Here is a 23,646-nt window from a genome sequence, read left to right as displayed (position 1 = left end):
TCGAAGTTCAATACTTCCTATCCAAGACTTCTTTGAGAATCATAGCTTGTCTCACTCCATCTTCATCTTGAAGTAGTGCACGAATCTTGTCTCCCTCCTCATTATCCTCTGCCTCAATAGCAAAATTACTATTGCGTGCATACCTATCTACCGACCCGACGGATCGCTTGGTCTGTTGGTCTTCTTTGTACACATAATCAGATAAGACAGGTTCTTCTGCAGGTTCTGGATCATAAACTTCCTCGATATCATCGCTATAACCAACAGGTTCTATAGGCTCATCCACTCGGTGCTTTTTCTCCTCCAAGCTCTCCCCTGTAATTTGTTTGAATAGGTCCTCAAAACTAGGTTGATTCACCGGTCGATTGGAGACATCTCCCCCCCCCTCTTCTGATGATTCTCCCTTAGCTGACTCAGGCTTTTTCTTCTTAAGCACACGTGACAAAACATATATCACGGCCAGTACAATGTAGTACAAAATATTAGAATCATCCATGAATCAAATCTAAGGAATTATTTTAAATTTGTCGATTCGGATATCCCCAAATACCACATGCAATTAACCAAATTAGAGATTAAAGGATTCAAAAGTTTTGGTGACCGTGTAGTCATCAACTTTGACGAGGGAATCACTGGAATCGTTGGTCCAAACGGCTGTGGAAAATCCAATGTTGTAGACTCTATTCGGTGGGTCCTTGGAGAGCAAAAAGTCAAATCATTGCGCTCCGAAAAGATGGAAAACATCATCTTCAACGGCACCAAAAACAGAAAAGCTACACAATTGGCAGAGGTCTCTTTGTCCTTTAAAAACACCAAAAACCTACTCCCAACTGAATATTCAAACGTCACCATTACGCGTCGATACTATCGCTCAGGAGAAAGCGAATACCAGCTCAACGGTGTAACCTGCCGTCTGAAAGACATCACAAGTCTCTTCCTAGATACCGGGATCGCTTCCAATAGCTATGCCATCATCGAACTAGGTATGGTGGACAACATACTCAATGACAAGGACAATTCGAGGCGTGGGCTCTTCGAAGAAGCTGCCGGCATCTCCAAATTCAGAATCCGAAAAAAGGAAACCATGCGCAAGCTTGGAGATACAGATGCGGATTTGGAGCGAGTGGAGGATCTACTCTACGAAATTGAAAAGAACCTTAAATCACTTGAACGCCAAGCCAAGCAGGCACAAAAATATTACCAAATCAAGGAAGACTATAAAGTGTACAGTGTCGAATTGGCCAAGAAAACGGTACACCATCAAAAAGTCGCGCTCGACGAGCTCAACAAATCAATACAGACCTGCAACGACCTCAAGATCAGTTTCAACAAGCAACTTTCCGAGCAAGATGCACAACTAGAAAAAGCTAAAGCAGAGCTCATCAACAAAGAAAAGCTCTTGGCAACACGTCAAAAATCGCTCAATGAGCATGTTCAAAAAATCCGAAGCTACGAAAGTGAAAAGAAAATCAAGAATGAGAGATTGCGCTATCTCAACGACAAAAGTGACAACCTCAAAGACCTGATCGAACAAGACCGAAAAAGCACAGAAAGGTCAGCATTTTCTATTGCCAGCTTGGAAAATGAAAAATTGAGCTCTGAAAAAATCCTCCATGAGATCACCTATAAGCTCGAGTCACTACAAAGTGAATACGAAAAGGAAAAGGAAGCCAATGCCGAACGTAAAGCGCAAGGTGAAGAGCTGAACGAAAGCTACTCTTTGAAAAAAGAAGAAGTCTATCAACTCACCAAGTCTGTAGAAATCAAACAAATTCAGCTGAGTACGCTTAAACAAGAACTGGAAAAAGCAGCCAATGATAGCAGTTCTCGCAGTGAAAACCTCAAAGGGTTTGAAGAACGAATTGCTGAAGTAGATGCCCAGAAGAAAATCAAACAAGAAGAGTTTGAATACCTCAAATCCAAAGATGAAGAGCTGAAAAACAGAATCAAGCATTCAGAAAAAACCATAGAAGTCATTCGCGAAGAGCTACAGCAGGTCAACCGAAAGCTGGATTCCTCTCAAAACGAATACAACCTCACCAAGTCACTGGTAGACAATCTAGAGGGATTTCCAGAAGCTATCAAATTTCTAAAAAAAGAAAAAAATTGGAGTAAAAATGCTCCACTACTCTCTGATGTACTGACGTGTCCAGAAGAGTACCGCGTCACAGTAGAAAACTACCTAGATCCCTACATGAACTACTATATAGTAGAAACAGAGGCGGAGGCATTCAAGGCAGTCAACATTCTCAGTGATGCAGCTAAAGGCAAAGCACACTTCTTCATACTTGATCGGTTCGAAGGATTCCGGCCTACCCAGTCAGAGTTGTTAGAAAATGCAATCCCTGCAACAGAGGTTGTCGAATACGACCAAAAATACCGCAAACTAATAGGACACATTCTCGACAATGTATACATCACAACCAACGAAGACGGAAAGGTCAATAGTAAAAACGCGGTATTGATCACCAAGAGTGGCAAAATCATCAACAGGCAATTTAGCATTTCGGGTGGGTCCATCGGGCTCTTCGAAGGAAAGAAAATTGGTCGTGCTAAAAACCTAGAAAAACTTGCGCAAACCATTAAAAGCCTCTCTTCGAAACTCGATGAAGTCAAACAAAACCTTGCAGAAAAGACCAGTGACCTAGACCGCTTCAAATCCAACAGCTATGGAGAACAATTGGAATTGGTCCAGTCCGAACTGGCCAAAGTCAACGAAGAGCATGTCTCATTGACCACCAAGCAAGAGCAGTACTCTACGTTATTGTCCGAAAATGCCATGAAGCGTGAGGACATCCTCGATAAAATCAATGAACTGCAAGATGAGATAACAGAGTTAGAACCTATACAAGCCTCCGAACAAAACTTACTTCAGGAGCTAGAATTAAAAAACAGTTCGTTCAAAGAGCAGCTCGCGGGATTCAATGATCAACTCAATGAAAAATCCTCAGCATACAACCAAGAAAACCTAATCTACCATCAGCAACAAAACAAAGTATCCAGTATCTCGCAAGAGATCACTTACAAACAGTCCAACTTAGACTCGGCCAAAGAACGAATAGAAAGGAATCAAAGTGATCTAAAACTAACAGATGAAGAAATCAAACAACTCATCGAAAAATCCGATTCGAATGACGATCAGTTGATCGAGATGTACGAAGAAAAAGAAAGCATCGAAATCGGGGTAAATGAAGCGGAAAAATCATACTACGCAGAGCGTGAGCAAATCGATACATTTGAGAAAAGTACACGTGACATACAACGTGAACGAGAAGCCAACGACGAGCAACTCATGGAGATACAAAATCGACTCAACGAAACTCGTCTCGAGCTCAGCAGTGTCAAAGAGCGTCTCTCTGTAGAGTTCAAGGTAGATATCGACCAATTGCTCATCAATAACGATGAAGAGAACGAAAAAAACAAGGAAATAAACGAACTCAACGAAGAGGATCTCAAGGATAAAGTAGAAAAGTTTAAAAACAAGCTAGAGAATATGGGACCAATCAATCCCATGGCAATGGAAGCCTATGAAGAGATCAAGGAACGCTATGATTTCATCACCGCACAACGTGAAGATCTCATCAAAGCCAAAGACTCTCTACTATCAACCATCAACGAAATCAACGAGGTGGCACAAGTGACTTTCATCGAGGCATTCGAAAACATCAAAACCAATTTCATTCGAGTCTTTCGCTCACTATTCACCGACGAAGATCAGTGTGACCTCTTCTTGACAGACCCTGATAATCCTCTAGACTCGGGTATCGAAATCATCGCAAAACCTAAAGGAAAAAGACCGCTATCAATCAATCAATTATCAGGAGGAGAAAAGACACTCACAGCTACTTCATTGCTCTTTGCCATCTATCTGCTCAAGCCTGCGCCATTCTGTATATTCGATGAAGTAGACGCTCCCTTGGATGACGCCAACATTGACAAATTCAACAACATCATCCGAGATTTTTCCAACGAATCTCAGTTCATCATCGTCACTCACAACAAGCGCACCATGTCTACCACAGACGTCATATATGGAGTGACCATGGTCGAACAAGGAGTCTCTAGAGTAGTCCCTGTTGACCTGAAAGAATTGGCATAACTCTGCATCTAAAGATCAATGCTCTCCACACATAACTAAAAAAGGCCACCCATAGGCGGCCTTTTTATCGTCATTCGGACAGAATGAATCAATCCAAACCAATCATAATGAATGGCCCCCAGAAAATGGGATCTTTGTATTCATCTCTAATTTCTTGCTTGGCACTAATAAATGATGCCCGTTTGTCTCCAGTTTCTAACCACTTGGTGTAAAACTTCACCATCAGCTTCTGAGTTGCTTCATCAGACACCTTAAAGAGCGACATGATGATCGTTCTAGCTCCTGCGACCAAGAATGCTCGCTGCAATCCATAAACTCCTTCACCCGCTTCAATCTCACCTAATCCCGTCTCACAAGCGGATAACACAACCAAATCTGTCTTGTCCAAACTAAGGTTCATCGCTTCATAAGCAGTCAACACACCATCTTCTATGTTAAAATTGGAAGCAGTCTCGTTGAAAATATCTCCAGCACCAGCCATCAAAAGCCCGGTCTTCAAGAGCGGGTTTTGTGCAGCAGCATTTTCATTGAGCGCGATATCTTCCATACTCAAATCAGCATCGGGTTGAAAGAAACCATGGGTTGCAATATGGAAAATTTTGGGGTTATCCATGTTTTTTACTGCTTGCTCTGTGGCATCTGCTTGCAAATAGTCCTTGGTGATCCATCCATCCTTTCGAAGCATATCTTTGAGACCTTCGACCTCTTCTGCAGTACCGAATAGCCTACCTACTACATCAGGGTTGCCTCCTCTCATCGCAGCTCGCCCAGTCCACTCACCTGGCGCAGTTGCCATATAGTACATCGGGTCTCCAAACATAGTGGCTGTATTGGCAGTTTGGGTAAGCCGTGTCGTCACTCGATCAAAATAGAGATCTTTTGTATTGCTAATCAAAATGATATTGGATCGATCCAACACGTAACTACCATCAGCCAACTTGATTGCTTCCAAATTGATCTGGTTGTATACGCCGTCTGCCGAGAGGTAGATTTTCCCTGGGTTACCTACTACATCTTGTATCGGCTTCCAAAAGTTCTCATACGATTTCGGGTCATCGACACGGTATCGAATACTGTTTCTATAATACTTCAAATACTTCGTTTCTAGATCCTTTCCATTCTTCAATAGTATCAGCCCTGGCGCACTTCGCTTGCCTTCATTTTTGACATAAAGTACCGCGTACATGATCGAATCATTGGAAAACTCATGGTCGAATACACGGAAACGAATCATTTCCAAAGCCACTTGATCTGGTCCCAATGCATCTTTGACTTCATTCCATGTCACGACTTTCCTGTCAAATCCACTGCTAAAATCCTCCGATTTATTACTCAATTGCTTTTCCAAATCTTCGACTTCTCCCAAGAGTAATTGTCCGTCTATTCCCGCCTGCAACATCTGGTCTGAGCTCATGGATAGCACTTTGGTAAGCAAATCCTTTTTGGCTTCCCAGTCATGGTAAATCGCCTTGAGCTCTTCATCTCCAGATGTTAGGATTCGCTGTCTGATTTTGATCGACGAACTCAACAACAAAGCTTTTGTCAAAAGAGCATTGTTGTACAGGTTCCCAATCATCTCATCGTTTCGGTTGTAATTGATGACCAGTGTATTGTAAAACTCATAATCCGATTTGATCGTATTCCAAAACTTCGCTTTCTCTCTTTCACTCAGCGCTGGAAAATAATCTTTGATAAAAACAGAATAGTTGCTTAGCACCTCCTCCAATTCCGCTTGCGAACGCTTGACATTGCCCTGCATAAAATAGGTCTTACTCAATTTGGACTGGACCTTGACATATTCGGGATGACTGGTGCTAAAAAACCTCTGATAGAGTTTTTTGGCATCACCGTAATAATCCTCCGCATCGTCATAGTCTCTTTTGCCGTAATAAATATCTCCCTTGAGAACAAATATCCCCGCAGCATTGACGTTGTTTCGTGCCCCTATTTTGCGACTCCAAATCGCACCTGCCTCATCCAAAAAACTAAAGGCCTCATTGTACCTTTCTTCGGCGATATAGACAATGGCCAAATTTTTAAGAACCATCGCATAAGTAGGGTTTGATGCTCCTAGCTTACGTCCGATAACTTTCTCTGCGCGCAAAAACAACTCTTCTACCTCTCCCACCGGTTCGTTGTTGAAGAACTTGACAAGCGCCAATTCGGACACTGCACGAGCCACATCGATGTGATCTCTTCCGAACTGTTTTTCGCGTATATCGATGACAGACTCTAGAATATCAATCGCCGTTTCATAATCCCCTACCAGGGTATTTATTTTAGCCAAAGCCATCAAACTGGGCGTCACCTTTGAAGACTCCTTTCCAAAAATACTGGTCGTGATATCATTGGCCCGCTGAGCATACTGCTCTGCAAGAGTATAGTCCCCCATGGTCATCTTCAACCTAGCCTCCAATACCAACGGATCATTGAGATGACGGGAATTCGCACCGAACCGGTTTTCCTTTAATTTAAGATCTCCTTCAATCAGCTTCTCTGCCTCACGGTATCTACCGATATCCAAGAACACCTCTGCCAACTCATCAGCGATTTCTATTCCAGAAGTCTCGACAGTACGTACTCCTTGGCTCTGCATTTTTTCCGATTTATTGATATTCTCCTCTGCTTCGTCATACTCTCCTTTGATTGCCAATAGGGTCGCATATGTCACCAATGATTGTGCATAATATGACTTGGCAAAGTCCGTATCTGAATTCTTGAGAATATCCATCGCAATATGAATATTCTTCTCTGCTTGAGCATATTCACCAATTTTATATTGCAGATTGGCAATTTTATCCAGCTCTAAAGCATACTCTGGATCTTGATCATCGTACTTCCTCCTGGATGCTTCCAAGGCGACAGACAATATCTCTGAGGCTTTATCGTACTGATCATTCTCCTCATAGAATATCGCTTGATGATCCAAGATATCTACATATGCCAAATGTCCTTCTGTAATTTCCTTTTTGACTATTCCATCCCAAGCATTGACGTAGATATCCAGTGCCTCTTCGAAGTTTTCAGTATAATCCACATAGTAATTGGCCAAGTGCACCAATGACAAATTGTATTCTGGCGATTCCTTACCATACAAGACCTCTTTGATGGCGAGTATCTGATCCAAATACTGGTGAGAATTGTCTGGTCGCCCATTGATCGTAGCGATTTTATTGGCAAACTCCAGCATTTCTATTCTTTTGGGATGATTCTCAGGGATGAGTGACTCTGACCCCAACAATTTCGCTACATCATTTTCAAGTCCGACATCCTTGCCGCCCATAAGGACGTCATACTCCAACGTCTTGAGCATGAGACTATACATACTGTTTTTACCATAGTCAGACTTGATCATCTTCCTAAATTTCTCTTCTTGCTCTCTCAGTTTACCTCGATTGCCATTTTTGATATAGCTCTTGATGAGACGCTCCTGAATCATCACCGTCACATAGTGTGATGGAGCATATTTTCGGATAGTATTGACATAGGCTTTCTCGTATAGGTCTACAACCGACGATATCTCTAGACCATTCTCTTCGAGCAGATAGGTATTCCAATATTGGTTTTCGGAGTACAAGATATCGGCCTTACCTAACCCCTTTCTGATCCAAGTATCTGCATACACAAATGCCGAATCTGCACGGAGGTAATCTCCCATTTTGCGGTATGCGTTTCCTTTGAAAATCATCATGCGAGCCAACTCTCTCTTGCGCTCCCGTACGGCGCTTCTACGTCCATCCTCATCCAAGGCACGCTTTTGATAAAACGACATCTTGTCGTTGATCAGAGCAATTGCTTCTGTATAAAACCCACGTCCCACTAGCACTTGAGCCTCGAGTACATCCATACTGGCTGCCAAATCTGCATCCATCCCGGCCCCTTCGAGTACGGGTCTCGCTTGGTTGAGGTAAGCCTTGGCAGTCACATAATCACCATATTGAATCATGACTTCTGTCGCTTCTTTGAGGAGCAACGCATGTACTTCTGTTTCGGTACCATTGATGGTCGCGCTCAACTCCAGTCCAGTATTGACGGAGTTGTAGATATTGCCCAAGATCCCTAGGGCTACGTCGTACTTGGCTTCCTTGATGTAGGCGATTGGCAAGAAGTCATTGTTGGCTCCTAACTTCTTGATGGACTTCTTTTTGATGCCTTCGACCTCAGCACGTGCCTCTTCATACTTCCCCAATTCGTAGGCTTCATCGGCTTTTTCTAACTTTTTATCGTACTTGGTCTGTGCCCCAACTGTCATCGCGAAAGACAGCAATGCAAGCAATAGGTAGGATTTGGCGATTCTCATTTGTAAATGTGTTTTTATAAAGTATCCAATCTATAAATATCAAAAATATCTTCGAGCTATCAAATTATCAACGAGTAAGTTATGCATTGATTGTGCATCACACTGGGTCTACATCAAAATACAATCGAAGTGAACTATACTCTTTCTTCTTTTTGAGCTCAATACTAAGCTTGTAGACCAGTTCCTTGACCTTTTTTATACTCACCCCCTTCTTTTCTATTTTGACAAAAATCTCATCAATGTAGAGATTTCGAATACGGCCGATGACTGGTGTCTGTGGTCCCAACACTCTACGCTTGCCTAGTTCGCCATGTAGCGATGCTACGTACTCATGCGCTGCTCGATGGAGCATCTGATTGTCCTTGTGCTTGAGTACTACTTTGATCATTCGATAAAACGGCGGGTAGTTGAAATTGCTGCGTTCCAAGATCTCCTGCTGAAAAAAGCCTTTGTAATCTCCTCGCAATATCAAGCCTAACAAGCCCCCTTCTGGCTCTCCTGTTTGAATGATCACCTTGCCTTGATCATTTTTTCGACCGGCACGACCACTCACCTGCGTGATCAACTGAAATGCCCGCTCATGTGAGCGAAAATCAGGAAAATGGACGATACGGTCGTAATCAAACACACCTACCAATGATACCTTGTCAAAATCCAAGCCTTTGCTCAGCATCTGCGTCCCCACGAGTATATCTGTTTCTCCTTTTTCAAATCGATCAATGATGTTTTGATAACCGTATTTGCTACGAGTCGTATCTTGATCCATCCGCTGTATGTGGGCTTCGGGAAACAGCAACTTCAGGTCTTCTTCTATCTTTTCTGTACCTACCCCCACCGTTTTCATCGCTGTAGAACCGCACGCATCGCACACCATCGGTACTCCTTCCTTGTGCCCACAATAATGACATATCAAACTATTGCTATGCATATGAAAGGTCAAACTCACATCACAACTTTGACACTTGGGGACATGGTTGCAATCGTTGCAAATCAGGTATGGAGAATACCCTCTCCGATTCTGAAATAGAATCACCTGTTCCTTCTTTTCCAATGCTCCTTCTATCTCAGCAACCAATTCTGGAGTAAAGTCGCCTTGCATTCTTTTGTTCTTACGAGCAGTAAGGATATTGGCAAGTTCAAAATGCGGAAGGCTCCCAGTGCCAAACCGTTCCAAGAGCTCCACCAATTCATACTTACCATCAAGGGCGTTCTGGTAGGTTTCCAATGAGGGGGTTGCTGTTCCTAGTAGTACATTTGCTTGATGCAAATGCGAAAGCCATATCGCCGTATCCCGTGCATGATAGCGCGGTGCTGGGTCGTATTGTTTGAACGATGATTCATGCTCTTCATCGATGATGATCAAAGACAGCTCTTTGAATGGCAAGAATAGTGACGAGCGCACACCTGCGACCAGATTGACCTTGCCTTCGTTGACTTGATTCCATATTTCCACCCGTTCATTGTCCGAATACTTAGAGTGATATACCCCCATTGCCGATCCAAAAACCCTAAATAGGCGCGTCACAATTTGAGTTGTCAGTGCAATCTCAGGCAACAAATACAACACTTGCCCTCCACTCTCTAGGGCCTGTTTGATGAGTTCTATATATATCTCCGTCTTCCCACTGCCAGTGATGCCATGCAGAAGTACCGGTTTATTGGCTTCAAAACCAGACAATATTTTGGTATAAGCCGCCTCCTGTGTCTCTGATAAACTTGCCTCATGCGCATCACTATGACGGGTAGTGTCGATACGCGAGACAATCACCTCCTGCTCCATAAAAACTCCATGGGCCACCAAGGTCTTGAGCGACGAAACAGACACGCCTGCCTCTACCAATACTGACTTGTCCACAGATGACAACTCTCCTGCCCCTTCATCTCTTCGCGTTTCGCTAAGGTACTTCAGTAAAATCTCCAGCTGTTTAGGCCGCTTCTCTAGTTGCTCGAATAGCCCCTGCAATGCCTTTTCATCTTTCTGATAGCGTGGATCGATGACGATTATCTTTTTTGTCTTGGGCTTGTACTTATCTTTGATTTGCTCATACAGCAGTATACACCCCTTTTGCATCAAGCCCTTGAGTACCGGATGAATCATCTTGATCCCTAAGACATCTGCTACATCCTCATAGGACAAGCGATCACTCGTCTGGAGTGCATCGAGTATCTTGTTTTCCTTATCAGAAAATGACATCCCTGCCCCTTCAAAATCAGGGTTGAGCTGAATAAACGATTCGCTGTTGAGTTTGAGTCCACTGGGGAGTCCTGCATTGAGAACTTCTCCGATGGTACACATGTAGTATTCTGCCATCCAGGCAAACAACTGCAATTGATAGGCATTGACAGAAGGTATGCTATCCAAACAATCCATGAGTAATTTGGCCTCATAGACTTTGGGAGCAGTCGTATGTACACGAGAGACAATACCTGTGTATATTTTTTTCTTACCAAACTGGACTATCACACGGCTCCCGACCTGTATTTGATCGGTCATACTACGCGGCACTCTATAGGTATAGCTACCCGGTAAAGCGATCGGCAAAATCACGTCGGCAAAATAAGTCACGAGCTCCTCGAACTCTCCTTCACCCCCGCTATTTAGCTCCAGTTGGCTCAATCAATCGACGCTATGAATTTCCTCGAGTGCTTCGTAGTTCGCTTTTACGATCTGCTCTATCTCTTTATCACCAATCGCTTTGGACAAAAATAGTGTTTCGAACTGTGAAGGCGCCAAATATACTCCACGCTCCAACATGGCATTGAAATACCGCCCAAAAAGGTCCAAATCGCTGGTCTTGGCCGTATCGAAATCCAAAACTGTCTTGTCGGTAAAGAAAAGACTAAACATTGATCCCACCGCATTGATCGTATAGTTCAACTCCAGTTTATCCAAATTGGATTGAAAACCGCTGACGATTTTATTTTGTGTGGCCTCCAATTGCGCATAGAGAGCTCGATGCTCATCGAGATAATGCAACATCGCTAGACCAGCTGCCATAGCGACTGGGTTGCCAGACAAGGTCCCTGCTTGATAGACTGGCCCTTTGGGGGAAACCAAATCCATGATCTCTTCTTTGCCACCATAGGCACCTACTGGCATACCTCCACCGATTATTTTACCCAGAGTCGTCATGTCTGGGCTCACCCCGTACAATTCTTGCGCTCCTCCTGGTGCCAATCGAAACCCAGTCATCACCTCATCAAATATCAAGACAATACCTTCATCGTCACACAATTTGCGCAAGCCTTCGAGATATCCTGCCACCGGAGTGACACAACCCATATTCCCTGCTACAGGCTCTAGAATGATCGCAGCTACTTGCCCCTTGTGTGCTGCCACGATCTCAGACATAGCCGTGAGATCATTGTAGGGAGCAGTGAGTGTATCTTGTGCAGTACCTTTGGTCACTCCCGGGCTATCTGGCTCTCCCATGGTCGCAGCTCCACTCCCTGCCGCAATTAGAAACGAATCTCCATGCCCATGGTAGCATCCTTCACACTTGACGATTTTGTCACGCCCTGTATACCCTCTTGCCACGCGTATGGCTGACATGGTTGCTTCCGTTCCAGAATTGACCATTCGTACCTTGTCCATCGAAGGGATCATCGAGCAGATCAGATCTGCCATCTCTACCTCTGCCGAAGTAGGCGTCCCAAACGACAAAGACTTGGTCACTGCTTCCTTGACTGCCTCTGCAATCAAGCCATTGCCATGACCTAGAATCATAGGCCCCCAGCTGTTGATCAAATCAATGAATTGATTGCCATCGATATCTGTCATGTAAGCTCCTTCTGCAGACTCCATAAATATGGGTTCTCCCCCTACGGCTCTGAATGCTCTAACAGGCGAATTGACTCCTCCTGGTATGTGTGTCTGCGCTTGTGCGAATATGCTCTTACTCTTCCCTTTTTCCATCTCCTGAATTGATTATTCTTAACTGGGCTCCGTCAAATCGGGTAATAGGCACACGTTGATTCGAATTGTATCCCGCGTACTCCAGTCCATTGTATATTTTGCCTTTAACCATCCCTTCATCCAGGGTTCCTGTCTGAAAATGATTGCCGTATTTGACCATTAGATACCCCACAGACATCATCATGTCGTAAGCAACCAAAGCATTTTCGGCAGGGAGCTTTCTGTATTTCTTGGTATATCGATCTCTAAATGCTTTGTAACTGTACTTGTCATCATCCAGATACATCGGATCGACAAAATACACCCCCAAGCGCTCCATCTCTTCGAAAGTTAAAGTCTCCGAATCCCTCCACTCTCCACGACCAATGATCTTGGTACTATCTGCACGAATCTCTACAGCACTAATATAATTGGATGCAAACAGCGTTTTGGAAGAAGCCACATAAAGGTGCCCGATACTATCCGGCGCTATCCTAAAAAATTCCTCGTAGTAGACCTGTACATCTTTTTCTTTAATGGATCGCTTTTCTTTGATGATACGTGTATCGTCCTCTCTGCGAATCGAATCTGCCTCTTGTTTGGTGTATTCTACTTCGAATTTTTCGGTCAGTAAATCATATGACGATCGCACAGTGGTATCTGTCACTGCCTCTAGCAAGACAACTTCAAACCCCTCCTCCATGATTCGCTGAGCATACGTGTAGGCACTGAGTGAGTCCTTCTGATTGTCCTCATAAAAAATCATCGCACTACGATTGGAAATACTATCTATCGCCAACTGCGCTGCGGCCAAGGCCTGAGTTTCTACTGTAGACTTGAATAGAAAGGAAAAGGGGTTGTTGCCTACCACATCCGAAGTAGTTGACAAGGGGTTGATCATATTGATCCGGTATTGGAAACTAAAATCTGCCACCAATTTACTCGGCACAGGAAACAACGGACCAATGATCATGTCCATCCCTCTCATTTCGGGCAAGGCCAAGAGCTGAGCTGTCGTACTCGAATCGCGTCGAGTATCATAGGCCAATAATTCAATTTTTTGTTCTTTCTTGTTGAGATCCTTGACAGCTTCCTCTATCCCTTGATACAGATCCATGATAAAACGGTTGCGTACCGTACGTCTCGGATCATTCAACCCGTCAAACATGAACGGTAACAAAACCGCTACTTTGTAAGTATCTTTGAGCTCACTCTCATTCACGTCCACTAACCCGAGTGCTTCTCTGTCAAATTCAAATGTATCAATCACATTCTCCAGCAAAACAACGTTGCGAGCTGATAATGGCAAGGATACTATCTTCTTGGCTAGAATCAATCCAATGATCCTATTGTCTGGAAACTCGTAATGCAGTTTCTCCAATTCAGCTACCGAGTCCACCTTGTACAGCTGAGCTTGCATCAGCTCATCAGATACTGTCAAACCAGATTGAACCGCATAGAGACAACCATTGTCCAAATCTGACTCAGCGAAATACACCTCGGCTAACCAGTAATACACATCAGGCATGTTGTTCCAACCTTTGTTTTTCATGGTCATCTGTAGCCACATGGATTTGGCCGTATTGAGATCTCCAGATTTGTAGGCAGAGAGCCCGTAGTAAAACGCCGCATAGTCCTTGTAAGGATGGGATGGTTTGCCAACAGTCAATTGACGAAAATATTCCATCGCAAAGGTGTACTCTCCTTGGTCAAAATAGTCCTTAGCCTTTTCGTAGGTAGCTTGATTGTCTTGTGCACGGAGGGCACCAAGCGAGAAAAATAACGGGAGAAAAAAAAGAAAGCCAAACTTTATAAGTCGCATCAAGCCGGGGTTATTTGGAATGAAATAAAACGGCTTAAAACTATAAAATTTGGCTATCGCAATCTATCAAAAGTGGTAAATTATTTTACCACATCGACTTTCATCATATTTGTTTTGGACTGCCAGTGAAGAGGCATAGCAGCAGTAGTCACGTAAGTATCTCCTGTCTCCAAATATCCTTTCTCTTTCAAAATAGCTACCAAGTCATCGAATGTCTCATCAATTGGCTTTTGTGCATCATAGTAAAACACTTTGATCCCCCATACCAAATTCAACGAATGCAAAACTCTCTTGTCATCAGTGAAGATAAATATATCAGCCTCTGGTCTGTTTTTAGCCAAGCTCAATCCGGTATACCCTGACTTAGTCATCCCGATAATCGCTTTGGCACCTACAGCTCTACTGAGTCTACATGCAGAACTCACCAGTAGACTACTCGCTCCAAGATCCGTTCTACCTGATTCTTCCCAAGGCTTGTTAAATACCGCATCAGAAGCTTTCTCAATCGCTGAAATACACTTGGCCATGCTACGCACAGACTCTACTGGAAACTTGCCCGACGCTGACTCTGCAGACAACATCACGGTATCCGCTCCATCAAAAATAGAGTTTGCCACGTCATTGGCTTCCGCTCTAGTAGGACGAGGGTTTTCTGTCATACTTTCTAGCATCTGAGTAGCCACGATGACAGGTTTACCTAGGTTGTTACATTTTTTGACGATACTCTTTTGAATAGGAGGCACATCTTCCATCTGCACTTCCACTCCGAGATCCCCTCTAGCTACCATGATCGCATCAGTCGCTTCGATGATTTCATCGATATCTGCTACAGCCTCTGGCTTTTCGATTTTCGCGATGATCTTGGTTTTCTTTCCTTTGCTCGTAATGATCTCACGCAGCTCTTCGATATCTTTTGCGTTGCGCACAAACGACAGAGCCACCCAATCCACATCATGCTCCAGACCGAATTCCAAATCTTCTCTGTCCTTCTCTGTCAAAGAAGGCGAAGAGATCGCCGTATCTGGGAGATTAATTCCTTTTCTAGATTTGAGGATGCCACCGTGGACTACTTTGGTAGTGACCTCAGTACCATTGGTAGACATAACTTCCACCTGTAGGTTACCATCATCAATCAAAATAAAATCACCAACTGACACGTCCGTTGCTAGTGGTTTGTACGTTGTACTTACCTTTTCGCTGGTACCCAAGATATCTTCGGTAATGATCGTCAGCGTCTGACCAGGCACGATTTCCGCCCCGCCATTTTCCATTTCACCAATTCTAATCTTCGGCCCCTGTAAATCTTGGAGCTTACAAACATTGGTACCTAACTCTTCATTGACTTCATTGATGGTGTTGATTCTCACTAAGTGATCCTCATGCGTACCATGAGAGAAGTTTAATCTAAAAACGTCTGCACCAGCTTCTATCAGCTTTTTGATCGTTTCCTTGTCTTCACTCGCCGGCCCTAAAGTCGCGATGATTTTTGCCCTTTTTGATTGCATCAAATACTATTTAGTTAAAATAAAAAACTCTCCTTTTCTTTAATCTTGTTTACGTCCAGTTTGACCAAGGAATCTAAAGTGTCGACACCCCTCAGCTGACTGTAGATAGTATCCAAATCCGAATCTTCTTCGAACTCTTCAATCTTCAATAAATAATCAAAGCTTCCTAATGACGGAACAAGTAGTTTTTGGGTAGCCGTTTGTCCTGTAATCAGCGTGTTGGATAGCAATGAAAAACGCATCAAGTCATTCTCAAACCGACAGTTTGATATACGAATGACTCCCTGTCCTTTCATTTCTATCTCTAAATCCTCTTCCTTTTTCAAACCGATCCCCAAAGCTTGGTTGATGGCCCATGAGACGGTGTACTCTTTGGATTTAGAAATCATACCTATCAAGTGAAAGTCATAAAGAAAATCAGTCTTCAGCTTTAGCTTTTTCACTCTACGTATAATTAAAATCCAAAAGTGTCAACAATTTCAACAATATCAAACTTTCATTGAAGATATTAACGCATTCCATGTTTTTATTGATAACAGAACTACGTAATTGCCCGTTTGATTGTAATTCTTTGGCTTCTCATGAGGTTCATTTTCTTCCTTTTGGACAGGTCTTTGCCTCATCCCAACAGCCACAACAAAATTAACACTTCCCCGATCATCTACTAATCCTTTCGGGTCTAATTCGTGACCATAGTCCCAATCCACAAACTAGCCTTCATTCAGCTTACTCCCTCTTTGCTCAACGGCAACTTCGCGACCTGAATCCCCACCATCGAAATCAAGCAGTAACCCGCAAAGTAGTAGAACCCACTGTGCAACTGCGCTTCGACCGAACTGTTGGACTGAGAGGATAGAAAGGACATAAAAACCCCCACAACAAAAACATCCGCCATCGACCATTTGCCAATCAGTTGTACCACACGAAACATGCGAAGCTTCAGTCCAAAATCCCTAACCAGCAACACAACCAATAGAATAACACCTTTGGTCACAGGTACTATCACACTAAACAGAAAAATGAGTACGGCGACAAATTCGTTATTGTGAGCCCACAAGTTTTTCACAGTCTCGAGGATACTCTGCGTCTGTTCGTAAAAGGTGGTTTTGCCAATGATTGGCAAATCGGCAGAAACAGTGATTTCCAATATAGGGTTGGTCAGACCTGGAAAGAGAAGGGCAAAAGAGGCTAAGGTAAAAATAAGTGCCGCAATATTACGTGTGAGCATAGTCGTCTAACAGTGTTTTATAGTACTACAATGATACGCATTATAACTAAAAGGATACACTGTTGATTCAGGAATCAATTCGGTGGTGTTTATTCCTTTAATTGGGAATAAATCTGTAATATTAGATCATCGATCAGCTATCGACCTATACATATAAACATGAAATCCGATGGAGAAATACGACGTCTGTATCATAGGAGGAGGACCCGCAGGATACGCTGCAGCCATGCGTGCAGTTGATTTTAGAAAGAAAGTACTGCTGATCGAAAAAGAAAGAATAGGTGGCGCCGGCATCCACAATGGAGCCCTATCCAGCAAAACTTGGTGGGAGCTATCCCGAGAGGCTTACGCACTACGTATGCTCTGTGAATCCACACACCTACCGACCCCACAGCACGACTACCAAACGCTCAAATCGGAAGTAGACAAGGCAGTAAGCACACGACGAGAGCTCCTAGAGCACCATATGCACAACCTCAACCTCAACAGTCAAGGTGATTACTTTCATTTTGTACGAGGGCTAGGAAAAGTGGTAAAAGACCGAATAGTGTCGGTCCATACAGTGGACGGTGAAGACATAGAAATCGAAGCGGACAACATCATCCTCGCTACAGGTAGTCGTCCCCGAAAACTAGATCATATTCCCATCGATGAAGAAACCATACTCACAAGTGACGGTATAGAAAACCTCAAAGAATTCCCCAAAAGCATGGTAATTGTCGGGGCAGGGGTCATCGGCTGTGAATTTGCGACGATCTTCTCCAATTTTGGACAGACAAGAGTACACATCATAGACAAAGGACAGCGAATCTTACCCTTCGAAGATGAAGATGTCGTTCAGATCATCGAAAAAAACTTAGAAAGCAAAGGCGTATTGGTCCATCGCAACTCCCAGCTCGTCGAAATGAAGGTTGAAAATGGACTGGTAGTCTACACCCTTGAGTATGACAATGGTTCCAAAGAGGTGTTTCATGTTGAAAAGGCTTTGGTATCGGTCGGTCGCGTACCCAACTACGAAAACTTAATCTCAGCTCAAGTCAAAGTCGACATAGACCATCGAGGAATCATCGACGACCTCACACAAACCTCCATTCCCAACATCTTTGCGATAGGCGACATCACAGCAGATATAGCCTTGGTCAATGTCGGCGAACTAGAAGGCCGGTATGCGGTAGAAAAAATGTTTGGAAACCCCGTCAAACCACTCCTATACGAAAACATATCCACGATCATGTTTCTCGCGCCAGAAGTCGCAGGTGTCGGGCTCAACGAAGTAAAGGCTAGGGATATGGGCATCTCATACAAAGTAGTCTGTCTGGACTACAGCTGTATCTCCCGTGCCATAGCCATGCGCAACACGACAGGTTTTATCAAAATCATCGTATCCAATGATGAAGAAATGCGCATCCTCGGCATGCGCGTAATTGGAGAACATGCTTCCAGTTCAATAGAAGCTGTGGCGCTACTCATCTCCATGGGCAAAGGAATCGAAGAGCTTGCCGAGCTGATTCACCCTCACCCTTCTATCATCGAAGGAATCCAAGAATGTGTACGCATGCTCCTCAACAAGTCCATGCTCAAACCAGGTGTACTTAGACAATCCATGCGTTGTGCCTGCTTCGTAGATGGGGAACTAAAAAATGTAGAATTTAACTAACAGACAGCGAGCACGATCATAGCTCCGACTATGACCAATATAGAAATCTGTTTCGTAGAGAAGAGTCACCTACGACACCAAATAGTATGCAAATAGGAATTTAGACGCGATTGATTTTGACCTGAAACGTGAAATACGAATACTCGCTGTTCACTTTGTCAAACTTATAGTTGAGCTTTTCGCCAGTCTTACGAGCCAATTGGATCAAACCTAGACCAGCTGTCCCTTTGTCCGAAAACTGCCCATTGCTCAATGTCTCTTTATACAAAGCTCTCAGACCATCTTTGTCTGTAGTGTTGACCTCATCGATTTTTGACTTGAGATCGTAGGTATTTTTGGTTGGGATGAAATTGCCTGTCAAGATGTTGTAGTACTTCTCCTTGGCTAGTACAGTGATCAAACCAGACTTGGCATCATAGTCAGATATATCCTCGAACTGCCCTTTGATCTCATCCATGTGATGATAAAGATTGTGCACCACTTCTACTGCCGCGCTGTAAAACGCCTTTTGTACCTTCTTGTCTGATTCTACCTGGGCGACTTTTCGATCCAATGTCTCAATGACCGACGTAACCAAATCAAAAGTGATCGCCCCTTTGTACATCAACAGTACGTTTTCATTGTATATCTTATTATACAAATCAAAACTACTCACACTCTTGACCTCTTCACTGGACTTGGTACCTGTTTTTGTCTGATCAATCATTTCTATTGTTTTCCGTTGTTCTTCCTTCCACTCGTCAAATGCCCCCAGCATATCCTTTGATAATTGATTCATCCCAGACGTATAGAAAGACCCACTTTCCTTTAAAAGTACAAAAATATGAAGATAATCTCTAAATTATCAAAAAGATTAAAAAACCAATCCAAAGAAAGACAAAAGTGACATAAAAATTTCTAAGCCAATATTCTTTGCAATACTAGTATAGGTTTTTACTTAATTTCTATCTTTAGGCCGTGATAAAAAGTACAACTATCATTTGGGTCATTATCGCCCTGTTTTTTATATCATTTTCGTCTCTTGGATCAAACTTGTCTTGGGGACAATTTCAAGAGAAAGGAAAGGGTGAGCTCCACGTATTTTATCGCAATACGGAATCTTTCATCACGATCTCGGACAATGGCACACTCAAAGGCCTAGAGTACGAGATGCTCATGGGCTTCAAGTATTACCTTCTCAATACCTACGGGTATGATCTTCAACTCAATTGGACACGTAGACAGGCCTTCAGGGACATCTACGAGTATGTACGGGATAGTGCAGCGTCCAATGTCGTAGGATTGGACATTATATCCAAAATCCCAGAGCGGGAAGTAGAAGTCACCTTCTCCAAACCCTTCTTCCCAGACATTCAAGTACTCATCACTCATCAAGACGCTCCGACCATAGAATCTTTGCGGGAGTTCTCCCAGACTTTTGATCAGTACACTGCTGTCACAGTCAAAGGCACGACCTACGACCTCTATCTCCAGAAACTCAAGCAACTCTATCGTGTGAATTTCGAAACAAACTATATTCGATCAAGCAACGACATCATCAAAAGTATCGCAGCTAACCCCATGCAATTCGGATATGTAGACTTGCCCAACTACATTTTAGCTCTCAACAAAAACCGTCCCATCAAACGCCAGAATCTCCTCTCCAAAAAGGGATTCGGCTATTGCCTCATATTCAACAAAAGCAGTGACTGGTACATCCCGTTCAATGAATACCTCACTAGCCAAGAGTTTGAACTACTCAAAACAAAAGGGATACAGAAATACTTGGGCTATGATGTCAACCAACTCATCAGTCACATCGCAGAAGGAGGAAACGAAGAAATTATTTTGCTGCAAAAAGAAAAAAGCCTCATCAACGAAGAGCTCTATCAGCGTGAAAAAGAAGCGCAAAACCAAGATCACATCCAAAACATCTTGCTCATCTCCATCATCCTCATCCTAACCATCGCATACTTCCTCTACAACAGCAACCGTGTCAAATCCAAAGCCAATGAAATCCTAACAAAGCACCGCCAGATGATCGAACAGCAAAACGTACTATTGTCACGTAGAAACGAAGAGCTCGTCAGTCACGATGAAGAAAAGAATAATTTCATCCACATCCTCTCACACGACCTGAGGGCACCTATCAACAACATCACTGCGCTTGCAAACATACTCAAAATGGATGCCGACACTCTCAACGAAGAGCAGTCCCGGATGATCACTCACATCGCTACCGAATCCAGTCGACTCAACAAGATGGTGACTCGTATCCTTGATATCGAAAAGATCGAGTCCAAGACCTCCGAACAATTCGAAAAAATTGAACTCAGTACCATTCTCAATCGAGTGGTCGAAAACTACCTCACACAGGCTTCTGCCAAAGAGATCGAGCTGATCACCGAAATCCAACCCCAGGTACACGTACTCGGTGACGAACAATACCTCTTTCATGTGTTTGAAAACCTGATATCAAACGGGATCAAATTTTCGCCACATGGCAAAAAAGTCTTCGTCACATTAACCGGCCAAAACCACATCGCCATAGTCAATATCTCTGACCAAGGTCCAGGCATGTCTGACGAAGATCAACGCAACATGTTCAAGAAGTTCCAAGTACTCACAGCCAAAGCAACGGCTGGTGAACGATCAACGGGTCTAGGCCTCTCCATCGTCAACAAATACATCGGTCTACTCGGCGGAGAGCTTGAGTGTCAATCTCAGCCGGGACAGGGCACCACATTCATCGTCAAGTTGAGTTTGGTGTAAATGATATTCGCCTCCAACCTGCCGCTCTATGAATACTAAAATATACTGTATACCAGGATTAGGGCTAGATGCTCAAATATTTGACAACCTCAATTTAGGCTGCCGCCCCCTCCTATTCATCCACTGGATAGAACCCTTACAAGAGGAATCGATCCAAGCCTATGCCAAAAGGCTATCGAGTATTCTACACAAAGAGGATTCAGATATCATACTAATTGGGCATTCATTTGGAGGGATACTAGCTCAAGAGATCTCCTGTTTGCACAACATAAAGTTGATCATCCTGATTTCAAGCGTCAAAAAGCCAAAAGAAATCCCGATGTATATGCGTATCATTTCAAAATTGAAACTTTATAAATTGATAACGAAAAACAATCTTCTTTATAGCTTCCCACTTTGGAGTGCCTCGCAAGGGTACTCGTCTTCTTCCTTAAAATCCATTTTCAAAAATTCGATTGCCAAAATATCCACCTCTTACATTCAGTGGTCCTTCCATGAGATTGCCAACTGGAAAGGTGTAGAAAACGAATCCACACCCATTGTTCAGATTCATGGAGACAAAGATTTGACCTTCCCTCTCCAATCAGAAAGTCCTCCGCACAAATTGATTCATTCGGGCGATCACTTGATGGTTTATAAACGAGGAAAAGAGATCTCTGATTTCATCCAAACCACTCTGAATGCTACCTAATGCTCAACCCATAAAAAAAGGCCACTTACTACAAGCGGCCTCAAAACTTAGACTATTACTCAATTCTATTTCTAACGGGTAAGCACAAGGCTCGCTCTAGATCCTAAGAAAATTTCTTCGTTGCTGAGTTCTACAGTTCCGTTGTAGAACGACTCGGTATACCCTGCTGAATCTACACCTATCGTGACCGACCGATCCGAGAGATTATGAAAGACCAGTGCTTTTTCCTCCATATACTTTCGTTCGAAAGCCAAAATGGCCTTATTGTCCACATCAATTTTGGCAATGTCCCCTCGTGAAAACAAATCTGTTTCTTTCAGTGCAATCAACTCCTTGTACACCGAGTAGACCGAACTCGGATTCTGCTGCTGAACTGCTACTGGTACGACAGTCGAGTCGGTCGTGTACCTTGGTGTCATCCAAGTGGTACGATACTTATCCTTGGCCTGTACGTCCCACAGCATAGGCTCTCTAATGTTCTCATCAGGTTTCATCCCTAACATACCGATCTCCTCCCCATAGTAGATATAAGGAGTACCTGGCAAAGTCATCAGAATCGCTGCTGACAGCTTGATTTTGCTCTCATCCCCTCCCAAGACTGACCCGACACGGTTCTGGTCATGATTACTCAAAAAACTCGCTTCTAAAAAGTCTTGGTTGTACTTTTTGAACCACGGCAAGGACTCGTTGATCACGTCCGCCATGTGTGCCTCTCCATTCATCTCATACCCGTGCCCAGCGATCTGAGCTGCTCTTTGTTCACCTGTATTGATCGACTCTAGAATACTAAAGGCTCTATCAAAATTAAAAAGTGAAGTGAATCCCGCCGCATAAGGTGACGCGTTTTTGGCATCAGACCAAACCTCCCCGATCAGATATACATCCGGGTTGGCCTTTTCCATTTCAAACTTAAACTCCTTCCAAAAAGCATGACTGTCCGTCGCTCGATCATCTGGATAGATGTGCTTCGCTGCATCCAGACGAAAGCCATCCACTCCGATCTCATCCAGCCAAAAACGACCCGCTTGATAAAACTCCTCCCGCACAGCAGGATTGTCATAATTGAAGTCTGGCATCCCTCCATAGAAGAATCCATAGTAGTGCTCCGAGACCGTGTCCTCTTCGGTGACGGGGTGCCACTGGCGGATATTGTCCGAGTCAAAGGAAGTCTCCTTCTTTGCGATTTGTTCAGCAATGGAATCCTTGTCAGCCCAGACATAGTAGTCACGGTACTGGGCTCCCTTGCCTGTTTTAGAATCCAAAAACCACGGATGCTCTGCCGAACTGTGATTGATCACAAAATCCATCACCACACGGATGTCTCTCGCATGCGCCTCCTCAATGAAGGTTTTGAAATCCTCCATGGTCCCATAATCAGGATGAATCCCTACGTAATCGGTCACGTCGTATTTGTGATAGCTTGGCGAAGGAGACATAGGCATAAGCCATATTGCATTGACTCCTAGATCAACCAAGTAATCCAACTTGGCTGTCATACCAGGTATATCTCCTATTCCGTCTCCGTTGGAATCAGCAAAGGACTGCACGAAGATTTCATAAAAGACGGCATTGTCATAGGATTCTCCTTTGGTCATGGCTTCTTCTGTCTTGACTTCTTTTTTTTCCTGACAAGAAAATAGAAAGAATAAGGCCAAAAGGCTAATATTTAGTTTGAATAGACAGTTCATTGCTTTTCGT

At 43.6% G+C, this 23,646-nt stretch carries 14 protein-coding genes; 4 read left to right on the top strand and 10 right to left on the bottom strand.

What is annotated here, in order from left to right:
- Window positions 1-7: 7 nt before the first annotated feature.
- Window positions 8-496, bottom strand: a complete 489-nt coding sequence (locus BFP72_RS05090) for a hypothetical protein (RefSeq protein ID WP_099598114.1) — start codon at window positions 494-496, stop codon at window positions 8-10.
- 57 nt (window positions 497-553) lie between these two features.
- Here BFP72_RS05090 and smc point away from each other — a divergent pair, with 57 nt between their 5' ends.
- A complete protein-coding gene (gene smc, locus BFP72_RS05085) occupies window positions 554-4,099 on the top strand; it encodes a chromosome segregation protein SMC (protein ID WP_099598113.1) in 3,546 nt (1,181 codons plus the stop codon).
- Between the two features lie 88 nt (window positions 4,100-4,187).
- On the opposite strand, the gene BFP72_RS05080 is transcribed toward smc, so the two are convergent.
- From BFP72_RS05080 to BFP72_RS05050, 7 genes are all read right to left on the bottom strand, one after another.
- Window positions 4,188-8,399 (bottom strand): CHAT domain-containing protein, encoded by a 4,212-nt coding sequence (locus BFP72_RS05080; protein WP_099598112.1) that lies wholly within the window; start codon window positions 8,397-8,399, stop codon window positions 4,188-4,190.
- A gap of 97 nt (window positions 8,400-8,496) precedes the next feature.
- Window positions 8,497-11,016 (bottom strand): primosomal protein N', encoded by a 2,520-nt coding sequence (gene priA, locus BFP72_RS05075; protein ID WP_255397157.1) that lies wholly within the window; start codon window positions 11,014-11,016, stop codon window positions 8,497-8,499.
- A complete protein-coding gene (hemL, locus tag BFP72_RS05070; protein WP_099598111.1) occupies window positions 11,017-12,315 on the bottom strand; it encodes a glutamate-1-semialdehyde 2,1-aminomutase in 1,299 nt (432 codons plus the stop codon).
- On the bottom strand, window positions 12,296-14,116 hold the full coding sequence (locus BFP72_RS05065; RefSeq protein WP_099598110.1) for an ABC transporter substrate-binding protein: 1,821 nt from the start codon (window positions 14,114-14,116) through the stop codon (window positions 12,296-12,298). Before BFP72_RS05065 ends, hemL begins: the two co-directional genes overlap by 20 nt.
- An 80-nt stretch (window positions 14,117-14,196) precedes the next feature.
- On the bottom strand, window positions 14,197-15,621 hold the full coding sequence (gene pyk / locus BFP72_RS05060) for a pyruvate kinase (RefSeq protein ID WP_099598109.1): 1,425 nt from the start codon (window positions 15,619-15,621) through the stop codon (window positions 14,197-14,199).
- Window positions 15,622-15,635: 14 nt separating this feature from the next.
- Window positions 15,636-16,064, bottom strand: a complete 429-nt coding sequence (locus BFP72_RS05055; protein ID WP_158233293.1) for an IPExxxVDY family protein — start codon at window positions 16,062-16,064, stop codon at window positions 15,636-15,638.
- 278 nt (window positions 16,065-16,342) lie between these two features.
- The gene (locus BFP72_RS05050) at window positions 16,343-16,849 is read right to left on the bottom strand and encodes a paraquat-inducible protein A (protein WP_099598107.1); all 507 of its coding nucleotides are present in this window, start codon (window positions 16,847-16,849) and stop codon (window positions 16,343-16,345) included.
- Between the two features lie 169 nt (window positions 16,850-17,018).
- Between BFP72_RS05050 and BFP72_RS05045 the strand changes: the two genes are divergently transcribed.
- On the top strand, window positions 17,019-18,506 hold the full coding sequence (locus BFP72_RS05045; RefSeq protein ID WP_099598106.1) for an NAD(P)/FAD-dependent oxidoreductase: 1,488 nt from the start codon (window positions 17,019-17,021) through the stop codon (window positions 18,504-18,506).
- A 100-nt stretch (window positions 18,507-18,606) separates the two neighbouring features.
- Here BFP72_RS05045 and BFP72_RS05040 read toward each other — a convergent pair whose 3' ends face one another.
- Window positions 18,607-19,284 carry a SiaB family protein kinase gene (locus tag BFP72_RS05040; protein ID WP_099598105.1) on the bottom strand — a complete coding sequence of 226 codons (678 nt, stop codon included), beginning with the start codon at window positions 19,282-19,284 and terminating at the stop codon, window positions 18,607-18,609.
- A gap of 179 nt (window positions 19,285-19,463) precedes the next feature.
- Between BFP72_RS05040 and BFP72_RS05035 the strand changes: the two genes are divergently transcribed.
- Both BFP72_RS05035 and BFP72_RS05030 read left to right on the top strand, forming a co-directional pair.
- Window positions 19,464-21,257: an ATP-binding protein gene (locus BFP72_RS05035; protein ID WP_158233292.1), complete on the top strand. Its 1,794-nt coding sequence runs from the start codon at window positions 19,464-19,466 to the stop codon at window positions 21,255-21,257.
- 28 nt (window positions 21,258-21,285) lie between these two features.
- Window positions 21,286-21,948: an alpha/beta hydrolase gene (locus BFP72_RS05030; RefSeq protein WP_099598103.1), complete on the top strand. Its 663-nt coding sequence runs from the start codon at window positions 21,286-21,288 to the stop codon at window positions 21,946-21,948.
- Window positions 21,949-22,019: 71 nt separating this feature from the next.
- Here BFP72_RS05030 and BFP72_RS05025 read toward each other — a convergent pair whose 3' ends face one another.
- A complete protein-coding gene (locus BFP72_RS05025; protein WP_099598102.1) occupies window positions 22,020-23,636 on the bottom strand; it encodes an alpha-amylase family glycosyl hydrolase in 1,617 nt (538 codons plus the stop codon).
- Between the last annotated feature and the right edge of the window lie 10 nt (window positions 23,637-23,646).

The organism is Reichenbachiella sp. 5M10 (assembly GCF_002742335.1).
Taxonomy (GTDB): domain Bacteria; phylum Bacteroidota; class Bacteroidia; order Cytophagales; family Cyclobacteriaceae; genus Reichenbachiella.
Note: the sequence above shows the minus strand (reverse complement) of the source record. Positions and strands in the feature narration are given on the sequence as shown.